The organism is Candidatus Brevundimonas colombiensis, assembly GCA_029202665.1.
Lineage (GTDB): Bacteria > Pseudomonadota > Alphaproteobacteria > Caulobacterales > Caulobacteraceae > Brevundimonas > Brevundimonas colombiensis.
In genome coordinates, this window is record CP119326.1 from 2,582,455 (window position 1) to 2,596,085 (window position 13,631).

At 68.0% G+C, this 13,631-nt stretch carries 11 protein-coding genes; 8 read left to right on the plus strand and 3 right to left on the minus strand.

All coding sequences use genetic code 11. The features are described 5' to 3' along the window. Positions 1-33: 33 nt before the first annotated feature. Complete coding sequence (locus P0Y50_12660; GenBank protein ID WEK39383.1) at positions 34-1,113, minus strand: amino acid ABC transporter substrate-binding protein; 1,080 nt, start codon at positions 1,111-1,113, stop codon at positions 34-36. 91 nt (positions 1,114-1,204) lie between these two features. Here P0Y50_12660 and metC point away from each other — a divergent pair, with 91 nt between their 5' ends. The 7 genes from metC (at position 1,205) to P0Y50_12695 (ending at position 10,251) form a co-directional block, all read left to right on the plus strand. Beyond that, positions 1,205-2,383: a cystathionine beta-lyase gene (gene metC, locus P0Y50_12665; GenBank protein ID WEK39384.1), complete on the plus strand. Its 1,179-nt coding sequence runs from the start codon at positions 1,205-1,207 to the stop codon at positions 2,381-2,383. A gap of 23 nt (positions 2,384-2,406) precedes the next feature. Next, positions 2,407-3,765 carry an O-antigen ligase gene (locus P0Y50_12670; protein WEK39385.1) on the plus strand — a complete coding sequence of 453 codons (1,359 nt, stop codon included), beginning with the start codon at positions 2,407-2,409 and terminating at the stop codon, positions 3,763-3,765. After that, positions 3,740-5,836, plus strand: a complete 2,097-nt coding sequence (locus P0Y50_12675; protein WEK39386.1) for an ATP-binding protein — start codon at positions 3,740-3,742, stop codon at positions 5,834-5,836. The genes P0Y50_12670 and P0Y50_12675 overlap by 26 nt, the downstream gene beginning before the upstream one ends. 49 nt (positions 5,837-5,885) lie before the next feature. After that, on the plus strand, positions 5,886-7,298 hold the full coding sequence (locus P0Y50_12680; protein WEK39387.1) for an FAD-binding oxidoreductase: 1,413 nt from the start codon (positions 5,886-5,888) through the stop codon (positions 7,296-7,298). A gap of 187 nt (positions 7,299-7,485) precedes the next feature. Further along, a complete protein-coding gene (yaaA, locus tag P0Y50_12685; GenBank protein ID WEK39388.1) occupies positions 7,486-8,256 on the plus strand; it encodes a peroxide stress protein YaaA in 771 nt (256 codons plus the stop codon). Between the two features lie 54 nt (positions 8,257-8,310). Next, the gene (locus tag P0Y50_12690; protein ID WEK39389.1) at positions 8,311-9,153 is read left to right on the plus strand and encodes a 3-hydroxybutyrate dehydrogenase; all 843 of its coding nucleotides are present in this window, start codon (positions 8,311-8,313) and stop codon (positions 9,151-9,153) included. A gap of 33 nt (positions 9,154-9,186) precedes the next feature. Further along, positions 9,187-10,251, plus strand: a complete 1,065-nt coding sequence (locus P0Y50_12695; protein WEK39390.1) for a patatin-like phospholipase family protein — start codon at positions 9,187-9,189, stop codon at positions 10,249-10,251. Here the strand turns inward: P0Y50_12695 and P0Y50_12700 are convergent. Together P0Y50_12700 and P0Y50_12705 are read right to left on the minus strand one after the other, a co-directional pair. Further along, a complete protein-coding gene (locus P0Y50_12700) occupies positions 10,248-11,165 on the minus strand; it encodes an L-threonylcarbamoyladenylate synthase (protein ID WEK39391.1) in 918 nt (305 codons plus the stop codon). The genes P0Y50_12695 and P0Y50_12700 overlap by 4 nt on opposite strands. Then, positions 11,162-11,713, minus strand: coding sequence for a cytochrome b (locus P0Y50_12705; GenBank protein ID WEK39392.1), 552 nt, complete (start codon positions 11,711-11,713; stop codon positions 11,162-11,164). The genes P0Y50_12700 and P0Y50_12705 overlap by 4 nt, the downstream gene beginning before the upstream one ends. 119 nt (positions 11,714-11,832) lie before the next feature. Between P0Y50_12705 and P0Y50_12710 the strand changes: the two genes are divergently transcribed. Continuing rightward, the gene (locus P0Y50_12710; protein WEK39393.1) at positions 11,833-13,617 is read left to right on the plus strand and encodes an acyl-CoA dehydrogenase; all 1,785 of its coding nucleotides are present in this window, start codon (positions 11,833-11,835) and stop codon (positions 13,615-13,617) included. The last annotated feature ends 14 nt before the right edge of the window (positions 13,618-13,631 follow it).

Sequence of the window (13,631 nt, forward strand, 5' to 3'; positions counted from 1 at the left end):
CTTTCCCCCAAGGACGCAGTACTGCTTTCGCGCTTATCGGATCGGCAGCCCATAGATCAAGCCGGCCGGGCGCGCGTTCCATTGTGCGTTCAAACCGCGATCGAGGTCGAGCGCCGATTGCGAACCCAGATTCCGCTCGAAAATCTCCCCATAGTTTCCGACCGCTGAGACCGCATCCCGGGCCCAGGTCTTTGACAGGCCCAGCATGGGGCCGAAATCGCCCTCCGCGCCCAACAGCCGCCGCACGCGGGGGTCGGTCGCCGTCTTGGCCAGATCGGCGGCGCCCTCGCGCGTCACTCCCAGTTCTTCCGCCAGCATCAGGGCGTTCAGCGTCCAGCGCACGGTCGCGGCCCAGCGTTCATCGCCCGCCTTCAACACCGGGCCCAGCGGCTCCTTGGACGCGACGTCCGACAGGATCACATGCTCATTCGGATTGCTCAGCACCGTGCGCGCCGCCGCTAGGGCCGAGATGTCCGCGCTGAACGCGTCGCAGTCCTCGCGGTTATAGGCGTCGCGCGCCGCCTCTTCGGTGTCGAAGACCACGGGCCGGTATTCGATGCCGCGCGCCCGGAAGTAGTCGGCGGCGTTGGCTTGCGAAGTCGAGCCGGACTGGACGCAGACCCGCGCGCCGGTCAGCTCCGTCGCGCTGTTCAGGTTCAGCGAACGCCGCACCAGAAAACCCTGGCCGTCGTAATAGTTGACGCCCGCGAACACGAAGCCCTCCCCTGCGTCGCGCGTCATCGTCCAGGACGAGTTGCGCCACAGCACGTCGATCCGCCCGTCGTTCAGGGCGTCGAACCGGTCCGTCGTCGACAGCGGCACGAAGCGCACCGCATCGGCGTCGCCCAGCACCGCCGCCGCCGTGGCGCGGCAGAAGTCGACGTCGAAGCCGCGCCACTGACCGCGATTGTCGGTATAGGCGAACCCCACCAGCCCCTGGTTCACGCCGCAGTTCAGACGCCCGCGCCGCTTGATCGCCGCCACGGTGGGGCTTTCCGGCAGGGCGACCGGTCCGCTCTTGGTCGGCGTGGCCGAGGGTTCGGGCGCGGCAGGCGGCGCGTCCCGGCGTCCGCAACCGGCGACCAGCAGCGCCAGGGCCATCGTCCCGATCATCCAGCACCGCATCGCGTTTGGTCCCTCGCCGCTTGCGCCCACGCAGGCTTTAGAGGCCTTTAGGGCCTGAACCGCAACCCATGGATCGCCCATGCCGACGCCTTCGGACCGCACTCGCCTGATCGCCTCCGCCACCCGCAGGGGCCAGGGGCGCCGCCCGGTCAACCCGCCGCTGGAGCGCGCCTCGACCATGCTCAGCGATGCCGCCGGCGTCATGCGCGACGAGACGGATGGTCCGACTTACGGCCTGTCGGGGACCAGCGCGGCGCGGGAGCTGCGGCGCGCCCTGGCCGACCTGGAAGGCGCGGACGACGTCTTTCTGGTCCCCTCGGGTCTCGCGGCCGTCACGGTCCCTTTGCTGGCCCTGCTGCGGCCCGGCGACGAGGTGGTGACGACCGACGCCGTCTATGGCCCGACGCGCCGCTTCCTCAGCCGCTATCAGGCCTCGCGCGGCGTCACGACCCGTTTCCTGCCCGCCGAAGCCGATGCGGCGGCGATCGTTGCAGCGCTCGGCGACCGGACGCGGCTGGTGCTGATGGAATCGCCCGCCTCCCTGACGTTCGAGATGGTGGACGCGGCGGCGGTGGCGGACGCTTGCCGCGCGCGCGGCGTGCTGACCGTCATGGATAACACCTGGGCGGCGGGCCTGGCCTATCGTCCCCTCGCCCACGGCGTCGATGTCAGCGTACAGGCGGTTACGAAATATGTCGGCGGCCACTCCGACGTCCTGATGGGCGGCATCGCCGTCAACGTCCCCGCCTGCCGCCGCGCCATCGCCGACGCCATCGAGGATCTGGGCTGGCACGTCTCGCCCGACGACGCCTGGCTGGCTCTGCGGGGCCTGCGCACCCTGCCGCTGCGCTATGCCGAACAGGCGCGGTCGGCGCTGACGGTCGCGCCGTGGCTTCAGGCCCGACCGGAGGTCTCGCGCGTCCTCTATCCGCCCCTGCCCGGCGCGGCGGGTCACGACCTCTGGGCCCGCGACTTCACCGGCGCCGCTTCCCTGATGGGGGTGGTGATGAAGGGCGGCGACGCGGCGGCGGGCGAGGCCATGCTCGATGCGCTGAGCCTGTTCGGCCTGGGCTATTCCTGGGGCGGGTTCGAAAGCCTGGCCACGCACGAGACGCACCAGATGGCCTATCGCGCCCATTCCCCGGCGCTGGAGGGTGAGTTGATCAGGCTGCACATCGGCCTGGAAGACCCCGCCGATCTGATCGCGGATCTGGACACAGGTCTGGCCGCCTTCCGCGCCGCGCTCACCCTTCCTTAAGCGACCCGGCGGACTGTTCGACCGTGCGCGCATCGCCAGTTCAGGTTCCGGATGATTCGCCGCCGCTGTGGGAGCAGTTGGCGGCCGGCTTTGTCGTCTTCATGCTGACCGGCGCCCTGATCGCCCCCGTCATCGCGCCGGATCAGGCCGAAACGCCCATTCTGCGGCTGATCTGGCTGCCGGTCTATGCGGTCACGGCCGGCCTTCTCGTCTTCCGTTTCGACAAGGTGATCCGCGCCTGGCCCGCCTGGCTGATGGTCGGCGCCCTGGTCGCCCTGGCCTATGTTTCCCAATACTGGTCGATCGACCCCGAAGTCACCGACCGCCGCGTCATCGCCATGGCGATCAACAGCGCCTTCGCCGTCTATCTTGGCGCGGTGTTTCGGGGGGCGGCCCTGCCGCGCGTGCTGATGCACACCTGTCTGGTCATGGCGGTGGGCAGCCTGATCATGGTGTTCGCCTATCCCAAGGTCGGGGTGCACCAGTTCGACAACGCCGGCCTGTGGCGCGGCCTGTGGTACGAGAAGAACCAGATGGGTCTTGTCATGGTGGTGGGCGCCGTCTCGGCGGCGGCCTGTCTGGCGGCTGACCATATCGCCGGCGTCGGCAGGAAACCCTGGGCCGCGCTTCTCACCCTGGCCCTGACGACCGTTCTGATCCTGGCGACCCAGTCCAAAACCTCGCTGCTGAGCCTGATGATCGGGGTCGGCATGGTTGGCGGATGGTGGGTCTTGAAGCAAGGCGGCGCGGCCGTGACCATCGTCTCCCTATGGGCCGCGGTGGTCGGGATCGTCGGCGGCGCCTGGACCTGGCACATCGCCTCGGCCTCCATCCTCCAGGCCCTGGGCAAGGACCCGTCGCTGACCGGGCGCACCCTGATCTGGGAGGCCCTGATGCGCAAGGTGGCCGAGCGTCCCTGGACCGGCTACGGCTTCAGCGCCTTCTGGGGCGTGGACTCGATCCCGGCGCGCGAAATCCGCATCCAGACCCAATGGCCCGTGCCCTCGGCGCACAATGGCTGGATCGACCTTCTGGTGCAGTTGGGCTGGCCGGGCGCGGTCGCGGTCGGGGCCCTGATCGCCATCGCCGCCATCATGATCCTGGCCCGCACAAACGGTCTGGGCGCGCGCGAAGGCTATTGGAGCATCGGCTATCTGTCGGTCTTCGTCGCCCTCAGCCTGTCGGAAAGCGTGCTGCTGAACCACGCCAGCCTGCCGTGGTCGCTGATGCTGGCCATTCTGACGCGCGCCGTGACCTTCGATCCGGCGCCCATCCGCGCGCCCAGGCGTGCGCCGCTTGCCCGACCGGCCGCACGGGCCTACCAGAACCGGCCCCGAATCGCCTCAGACTATGTGAATGGCCGCCGACCTCTTCGCTTTTGACGACGAACCCGAAGCTCGCAAACCCGAGCCGCCCAAGCCCGCTGCGGTGATCCCGCCCCAGGTCGCGCCTCCTGTCGCTCAGCCGGCCGTGCAGCCGGCCGCGCCCAAACCCGTCCAGGCCGCCGCAACCACGGCCGCCTCCACCGGCTATTCCGCCTCGTCCATCGAGGTGCTGGAGGGGCTGGAGCCTGTCCGCAAACGCCCCGGCATGTATATCGGCGGCACCGACGAACGCGCCCTGCACCACCTGTTCGCCGAAGTCCTCGACAATGCGATGGACGAGGCCGTGGCCCGCCACGCCAAGCTGATCACCGTCGATCTGGACGCCGAGGGCTATCTGTCCGTCCGCGACGACGGACGGGGCATCCCGGTCGATCCGCACCCGAAACACCCCGGCAAGTCGGCGCTGGAGGTGGTCATGACCGTGCTCCACTCGGGCGGCAAGTTCTCGGGCAAGGCCTATGAAACCTCAGGCGGTCTGCACGGCGTCGGCGTCTCGGTCGTCAACGCCTTGTCGGAACATCTGGACGTCACGGTCTGGCGCGACGGGTTCGAATGGAAACAGTCCTTCTCGCGCGGCCACGTCCTCGGCCCCATCCAGCAGGTCCAGCCGTCCAAGAAGAAGGGCACCCTGATCCGGTTCAAGCCGGACGACGAAATCTTCGGCATGGGGGCGGCGTTCAAGCCCGCCCGCCTGTTCCGCATGGCGCGGTCCAAGGCCTATCTGTTCCGCGGCGTCGAGATCAAATGGACCTGCGCGCCCGAGCGGATCACCGACGCGACCCCGGCTCAGGCCCTGCTGCACTTCCCCGGAGGTCTGGCCGACGCCCTGGCCGACCGCATCGGCCAGTTGGACACCGTCACCCCCACTTTCGCCGGTCGCGCCGAGCGTCAGGGCGAGGCGGGCGCCTTTGAGTGGGCGGTCACCTGGTCGCCCATCGGGTTTGGCGAGTCCGACGGCTTCATACAGTCCTACTGCAACACGGTCTCGACCCCCGATGGCGGGACGCACGAGGCCGGTTTCCGCGCCGCCCTGGTCAAAGGCCTGAAGGCCTATGGCGAACTGACCAACGAAAAGCGTGCCGGCATCATCACGGCGGAAGACGTCATCGCCAACGCCGGCGCCCTGATCAGCGTCTTCATCAGGAACCCCGAGTTCCAGGGCCAGACCAAGGACCGCCTGTCCTCGCCCGAGGGCGCCCGTCTGGTCGAGCAACTGCTGCGCGACCCGCTGGACCACTGGCTGACCGAAAGCCCCAAACAGGCCAATGCCCTGCTCGGCTTCGTGGTCGACCGCGCCGAGGACCGCCTGCGCCGCCGCAAGGACAAGGAGGTCCAGCGCGCCGCCGCCACCCGCAAGCTGCGCCTGCCGGGCAAGCTGTCAGACTGTTCGCGACAGGCCGCCGAGGGCACCGAACTGTTCATCGTCGAAGGCGATTCGGCCGGCGGTTCGGCCAAACAGGCGCGCGACCGCACGACCCAGGCCATTCTGCCCCTGCGCGGCAAAATCCTGAACGTCGCCTCCGCCACCGCCGACAAGCTGCGCCAGAACGTCGAACTGTCGGACCTGGCCCTGGCCCTGGGCGTTCAGCCCGGCAATCGTTTCAACATCGACGACCTACGCTACGAGCGGATCGTCATCATGACCGACGCCGACGTGGACGGCGCCCACATCGCAGCCCTGCTGATCACCTTCTTCTATCGCGTCATGCCCGAGACGATCCGTCAGGGTCGCGTCTTCATGGCCCTGCCGCCGCTCTACCGGATTTCGGCCGGCCCCTTGAGCGAATACGCCCGCGACGACGCCCACCGCGACGAACTGCTGACCACGATATTCAAAGGCAAGAAGACCGAGATCGGCCGGTTCAAGGGCCTTGGCGAAATGATGGCGTCCCAGTTGAAGGAAACCACCATGGACCCGAAGAAACGGACCCTGGCGCGGATCACCGTCCCCGACGCCGAATCCAGCGTCGAGGATCTGGTCGAACGCCTGATGGGCAAGCGCGCCGACGCCCGGTTCCAGTTCATCCAGGAAAATGCGCAGTTCGTGAAAGAAGAACTGGACGTCTGACGCCATCGCGGCCCTTCCAACGAACGGCGACGCCTGACACAAGGGGGCCATGAGCATGATCGCCCCCGCCTCCGCCGTTCTCGACGCGTTGAAAGCCGCCCTGGGTCCCGGCGGCTGGACCCAGGACCCGGACGTTGTCGCGCCGTTCCTGACCGAATGGCGCAATCGCTGGGCCGGAAATACGCCGATCCTGCTGACCCCCCGTTCGACGCAAGAGGTTGCGCGCGCCGTGGCGATCTGCGCGCGCGAACGCGTGGCCATCACCCCTCAGGGCGGCGGCACCGGGCTGGTGGGCGGTCAGGTGCCCTTCGGCGAAGTCCTGCTGTCGCTGAAGAAGATGCGCGCCATCCGTGACGTGACCCCGCTGGACGACGCCATGACGGTGGAGGCCGGTCTGACCCTGCTGGAGGCGCAACAGGCGGCGACGGCGGCGGGCCGCTATTTCCCGCTCAGCCTTGCGGCCGAAGGTTCGGCCACCATCGGCGGCGTCATCTCGACCAATGCGGGCGGCACACAGGTTCTGCGCTACGGCATGATGCGCGATCTGGTGCTGGGCATCGAGGCCGTGCTGCCAAACGGCGAGGTCTTCAACGGCCTGAAGCGCCTGCGCAAGGACAACACCGGCTACGACCTGAAGCAGTTATTGATCGGCGCCGAAGGCACCCTGGGCGTCGTCACCGCCGCTACCCTGAAGCTGTTCCCGGTCATGCGTTCACGCGCCGTGGCCATCGTCGGGCTGGAGACCGCCGCCGCCTCGGTCGAATTGCTCGCCCGCGCCAAGGCCGAAACCGGCGGCGGCGTGGAGGCCTTCGAACTGATGAAGCGCCTAGGCATGGAACTGGTGCTCAAGAACATCCCCGACACGCGCGAGCCGCTCGATTCAACACCGAACTGGTATGTGCTGATCGAGATCGCCTCCGGCACGTCCGGCGGCGCCGAGGCCCAGATGGAGGCCCTGCTGGAGGTCGCTTTCGAGCAAGGCTTGATCACCGACGCCGCCATCGCCCAGAATGATGCCCAGCGCGCCGCCTTCTGGCGCCTGCGCGAGGAGCATTCCGCGGCGCTGAAACCCGAGGGCGGGGGCTGGAAACACGATGTCTCGGTCCCCATCAGCCGCATCGCCGACTTCATCGACGAGGCCTCCGCCGCCGTCGACCGCTTCCATCCCGGCGCGCGCATCTCGGTCTTCGGCCACGTCGGCGACGGCAATCTGCACTACGACATCCTGCCGGGCGTCGGTCAGGACATCCCGGCCTTCATCGGCCGCTGGAAGGAAGGCTCTCAGGTCGTCCACGACGTCGTCGCCCGATACGACGGCTCGATCTCGGCCGAACACGGCCTGGGGCGTCTGAAGACCGAGGAGGTGCGCCGCTACAAGTCGCCCCTCGAAATCGAAACCATGGCCGCCATCCGCCGCGCCATCGACCCGAACCGCATCATGAACCCGGCTGTCCTGTTCTAACCCCGACGAAGCGTCATCCCTTCGCCGAAACGGTAATCTCCAACCACACTCCGGGCGAAGGCCCGGCGCTCCAAGCCCTGCTGATAAGCAAGAGGCTGATGAGGCCTGCCGGCACGCCCATCGCCGCACCCGGTTCAAATCGTCGTCGAAGCGGACTATGTGGGCGGCTTCGACACGGAGCCTCGTCTTGCTGATCGTTCTTTCCCCCGCCAAGCGACTGGACTTCACCCAGGCGGACCCGGCCCTGCCCGGCTCCGACCGCCGCTTTCTGGAAGACACCGACAGCCTGGCCAGGACGGCGCGCCGTCAGACCAAGGCCGATCTGCGTCGGCTGATGGGGATTTCCGACGATCTGGCGACGCTGAACGTCGAGCGGTTCAAGGCTTTCGATCCCGAATCGACCGACGGCGTCCAGGCCGCCTTCGCCTTCGCCGGCGATGTCTATGAGGGCCTGAAGGCGCGGGAACTGGCGCCCCAGGCGCTGGACTTCGCCCAGGCCCATGTCCGCATCCTGTCGGGCTTCTACGGCCTGCTGCGGCCGCTGGACCGTATTCAACCCTATCGGTTGGAAATGGGCACGCGGTTGAAGACCCGGCGCGGCGCCAGCCTTTACGACTTCTGGGGGGACCGCATCTCCAGACAGTTGAACGAGGACGCCGAAGGCCAGCTCGATCCGACCCTGGTGAACCTGGCCAGCCAGGAATATTTCGGCGCCGTGGACGCCAAGGCCCTGAAACTGCCGGTCGTCACACCCCAGTTCCGCGAGGAAAAGAACGGCGAGACCCGCATCGTCTCCTTCTTCGCCAAGAAGGCGCGCGGCGCCATGACTCGTTTCGCCATCGACGAGCGGGTGGAACGGGTCGACGACCTGAAGGCTTTCGATCGCGACGGCTATCGTTTCGACAAGGCCGTATCGACCGACAGCGACTGGATATTCATCAGGTCGGGAAATTCTTGATCCCCGGCGTGTGATGCCGCTAGTCTCGACCGGAAGATCATAAAGGGCGGACACATGTCAGAACGGCCTCATTCCACGACCCAAGACCCGGCCTCGCCGCTTCGTCAGATCGGCGATCTGTCCGGTCAGGTCGCGGTCGTCACCGGCTCGACCTCCGGCATCGGCCTGGCTCTGGCGCGTGCGGTGGCGGCGGGCGGCGGCGACGTGGTGTTGAACGGTTTGGGCGATCCAGCCGAGATCGAGCGCACGCGCGCCGAACTGGAGGCCGCGTCCGGCCGGCGCATCCTTTATCATCCGGCGGACATGACTCACGGCGATCAGATCGCCGACATGGTCGCCTTCGCCCGGCGCGAGCTGGGCCGGCTGGACATCCTGGTCAACAACGCCGGCATCCAGCACGTCGAATCCGTCGAGAACTTCCCCACCGACCAGTGGGAGAAGATCATCGCCATCAACCTGTCCTCGGCCTTCTACGCCACGCGCGCCGCCATTCCGATCATGAAGGCGCAGGGGCGCGGCCGGATCGTCAACATGGCCTCGGCCCACGGCCTGGTCGCCAGCCCGTTCAAGTCGGCCTATGTTGCGGCCAAGCACGGAATTATCGGCTTCACCAAGACCGTGGCCTTGGAACTGGCGCGCGATGATATCACCTGCAACGCCATATGCCCCGGCTTCGTCGAGACGCCGATCGTGGCGAAACAGATCGCCGACCAGGCCCGCACCCGCAACATGAGCGAGGATCAGGTGCTGACAGACGTGATCCTGGCCGCCCAGCCGACCAAGCGGTTCGTCACGACCGAGGAACTGACCGGCATCTTCCTCTATCTGGTCAGCGACCTGGGCGCCTCGGCCAATGGCGCCAGCTTCTCCATCGACGGCGGCTGGACCGCGCAATAGGGCCGCTCCGACACGGGCGGACGAAGGGGCGACATGGCGATCTTCAGACGCAAGACCGCTCAGCCGGCCGACACGGCCCCGCCTCCGGGCAGGCGGCCGATCTGCCTGGCGCTTCAGGGCGGGGGCGCACACGGCGCCTTCCAGTGGGGCGTGCTGGACCGGCTGCTGGAGGATGACCGGCTCGACGTCCGCGCGGTTTCGGGCGTCTCGGCCGGCGCGATGAACGCCGCCGCCCTGGTGTCTGGCCTGGCCGCCGGCGACGGTCGCGCCGCTCTGGACAAGCTATGGCGCGAGGTCAATCAGTCGGGCGGCCGCAACGTCTTCGGCGACAGCGCCATCTGGAACGCCGCCCAGCCGCCGGACTGGGTCAAGGACAACCCGTTCTGGCGGGCTGGCGAAACCTTGGCCATGTCCATGAGCCCCTATGAATTCAATCCACTCAACCATAATCCTCTCAAACGCGTTCTGAAGGCCGCCGTCGATTTCGGCGCGGTGCAGGGGTCCGACATCAAACTGTTCGTCGCCGCGACGGCGGTGCGCCAGGCCAGAGCGCGGGTCTTCACCTCCGCCGAGATCAATGCCGACGTCCTGATGGCCTCCGCCTGTCTGCCCCACCTGTTTCAGGCGGTCGAGATCGAAGGCGAGCCCTATTGGGACGGCGGCTATCTGACCAATCCGCCGCTGTGGCCGCTGACGGGTGAGGATACGCCGGACGATGTGCTTCTGGTCACCCTGAACCCGATGGCTCGTGACGAGACACCGCGCAGCGCCGCCGACATTATGGATCGGCTGAACGAAATCGTCTTCAACGCGCCTCTGGTCGCGGAACTGCGCGCCATCGCCATCGCCGGCGAGATGATCGGTCAAGGCCAGATCGAGGTGGGAGGCCAGGGGCCGTACCGCCACGTTCGGATGCACGCCATCGAGGCGGATCGCTGGCTGTCGGACCTGTCCCTGCGGACCAAGTTCAACACCGAGTGGAGCTTCCTGAACGACCTGAAGGCGCGCGGTCGCGCCGCCGCCGATGAATGGCTGGGCAGTTGCCTGGACGCCGTCGGGCGTCACGCCAGCGTCGATATGCAGGCGCGCTTCGGCTAGCCGACGAAGCCGGCGGCGCGGCGCAGGCGGTCGTTGATGGCTTCCCCCAGGCCCGTCGTCGGGATCGGCGAAACGGCGATGCCGAACGGTCGGGTGCGATCCGCTTCGCGCAGCAGGCGGAACAGATTGGCCGCGGCCTCGCTCAGATCGCCCGTGGGGCTCAGGCTCCAGCGCGCCTCGCCCACGCCGGGGCCGAACCCCAGCAGGACTTCGCCCGGCCGCGCCGCCGTCGCCTCGATCCGCACCGGCGCGTCCGGCGCGTAATGCAGCGTCAGCCGTCCCGGAGAGCGATGCCCCTCCCCGCTGTCAGCCAGCGGTCCGACCACGGCCTCGATCTGGGCCCGGGTCACCGCGCCGGGCCTGAGCAGGGCGACACGCCCCTCCAGCACCGAGACGACCGTGCTCTCCAGCCCCACCTGACACGGCCCGCCATCCACGGCGGCGGCGACGGCGAATCCGGTCTCTTCCACGGCATCGTCGAACGTCGTCGGACTGGGTCGTCCTGAACGGTTGGCCGAGGGCGCGACGACCGGGCCGCCGAACGCCGCCAGAACCGCCCGGGCTATCGGATGGGCGGGAACCCTGATCGCCACGCTGTCCAGGCCGGCGCGGGCCAGATCGCAGACCCGGCCGGCGTCGCGAACGGGCGCCACCAGGGTCAGCGGTCCCGGCCAGAAGGCGTCGGCCAACGCCCGGGCGGCGGCGTCGAACACCGCGATCTCGGACGCCGCTGCGGCATCCGCGACATGCGAGATCAGCGGATTGAACCGCGGCCGGCCCTTGGCGTCGAAGATGGACGCGACCGCCTTTGGATCACCGGCGTCGGCGCCCAGGCCATAGACCGTCTCGGTCGGCAGCAGGATCAGCGACCCGTTTCTCAGGGCCGCCGCCGCCTCTTGCGGCGTCGCGCTCACGGTCGGCGCGGGATCAGCGGGATCATCCGGTGCAGCACATTGTCCCGGTCGACGAACTGATGCTTCAGCGCCGCCAGAACGTGCAGCGCGATCAGGACGTAAAGCCCCTTCACCGCCAGAACGTGGACGGCCATCAAACTGCGCGCCATGTCACGACCGCCGCCGATGGGCAGCAGCGGCCATTCAAACAGGCCGAACCACAGAATGGCCCGCTCGCCGGCCGAGGACGCCAGCCATCCGGTCATCGGAATGAGGATCAGCGCCAGATAGAACAGCACATGGGTCGCCCGCGCCGCCGCCTTTTGCCAGCGTGGCAGGTGCGACGGCAGGGCGATGGCGGGATGGGCCAGACGCCAGCCGATGCGCGCCAGGGTCGCGACCAGGATCGTCAGACCCAGCGACTTGTGCAACATGACGAACTGGCCCGAGATCGGCCCCTCGGTATTCTCGTGCGCCGTGATCAGCAGCACCTGAATCAGGACCGCCGCCGCGATCCCCCAGTGCAGGACCAGGGAAACGGTCGAATATCGATTTCGCGGTTCGCCCATGGCTTCCCTTCCGTGACGGCACTACGTCACCTTGCGCAGAGACGGGGCGCGTCGCCAAGATGCTTGCGACACCCTGCCTCGACGCGGCACTTAGGCCGCAACGACGATTGAGGAAACCCATGACCTACCGCGCGCCCGTTCGAGATCTGGCCTTCACCCTTGAGGCCGTCGCCGGCATGGCGGACGTCGCCGCGACCGGCGCCTTTCCCGACTATGACGTCGATGTCGCCGCCGCCGTGATCGAGGCCGCCGGCCAGTTTTCCGAAGAGGTTCTGGCGCCGCTGAACCGGATTGGCGACCAGCAGGGCTCGACCTACGCCAATGGCGCCGTCACCGCCGCGCCGGGGTTCGCCGATGCCTACCGCCAGTTCGCCGCAGGCGGCTGGACCGGCCTGTCCGCCCCGACCGAGGCCGGAGGTCAGGCCCTCCCCAAGGCGCTGGAACTGGCCGCCTATGAGACCGTTCACGCCGCCAACATGGCCTTTGGCCTGTGCCCGATGCTGTCACTGGCCGCCATCGAGGCGCTGGAGCAGGTCGGCACGCCCGAACAGAAATCCAGGTATCTGACCAAGCTGGTCAGCGGCGAGTGGACCGGGGCCATGGTCCTGACCGAGCCGGGCGCCGGTTCGGACCTGGGCGCCCTGACCGCCACCGCGACGCCGAACGGCGACGGGACCTATGCGCTGAACGGCCAGAAGATTTTCATCACCTGGGGCGACCACGATGCGACGGACAACATCGTCCATCTGGTTCTGGCCCGCCTGCCCGACGCCCCTAAGGGGCCGAAAGGGATCAGCCTGTTTTTGACGCCCAAGTTCGCGCTCAAGGATGATGGAAGCCTGGGCGACCGCAACGCCTTCCGTCCCGTCGGCATCGAGCACAAGCTGGGCATCCACGCCTCGCCCACCTGCGTCATGAGCTATGAGGGCGCGCGCGCCGAACTGGTCGGCCAGCCGAACCAGGGCCTGGCCCATATGTTCGTCATGATGAACGCCGCGCGTCTGGCGGTCGGGGTGGAGGGCGTCGGCATTGCGGAACGGGCATACCAGCACGCCCTCGCCTATGCGCTGGAGCGTCGCCAGGGCCGTTCGGTCTGGACGGGCGAGGCCAATGCGCCGATCTTCGATCATCCGGACGTGCGCCGGATGCTGGGCGTGATGAAGGCCAAGATCTCGGCCGCCCGCGCCATCTGTCTGTCCACCGGCGTCGCCGCCGATTTGGCGAAACACGCCGGGACGGAAGAGAAGCGTCGCCGCTGGAAGGGTCGGGAAGATTTGTTCACCCCCATCGCCAAGGCCTGGTCCACCGATGTCGGCTGCGAGGTCGCCTCCATGGGCGTCCAGGTTCACGGCGGCATGGGCTTCATCGAGGAGACCGGCGCGGCCCAATACTATCGCGACGCGCGCATCGCCCCGATCTACGAAGGCACCAACGGCATCCAGGCGATGGATCTGGTCGGGCGCAAGCTGTCGATGGACGGCGGCGAATCGGCCAAGGCCCTGATCGTCGACATGAAGGCGACCCTGGCCGATCTCGGCGCCCTCTATTCCGGCAAGCCGGTCGAACGGTTCGCCACGGCTATCGAGGCGGTCGAGGACGCGACGCTGTGGCTCCTGGACCAGAAGGCCGATGCGAATGCGGCCGCCGACGTTCTGGCCGCCGCGGACGCCTATCTGAAACTGCTGGGCGACGTCGTCGGCGGCTGGATGCTGGCCAAGGGCGCGATGGCGGCGAAGGCCAGGCTGAGCGCCAATGACGGCGATCCGGCCTGGCTGCAGGGCAAGATCGACCTCTACGAAATCTACGCCGCCAATGTGCTGGGCCATGTCTCCAGCCGCCTGGCGGCCGTGGGTCAGGGCGGCGTCTTGCTGCAACGCCTGTCGGTCGAGGCGCTGGCCGGCTGAGCGCCCGCGCGTCA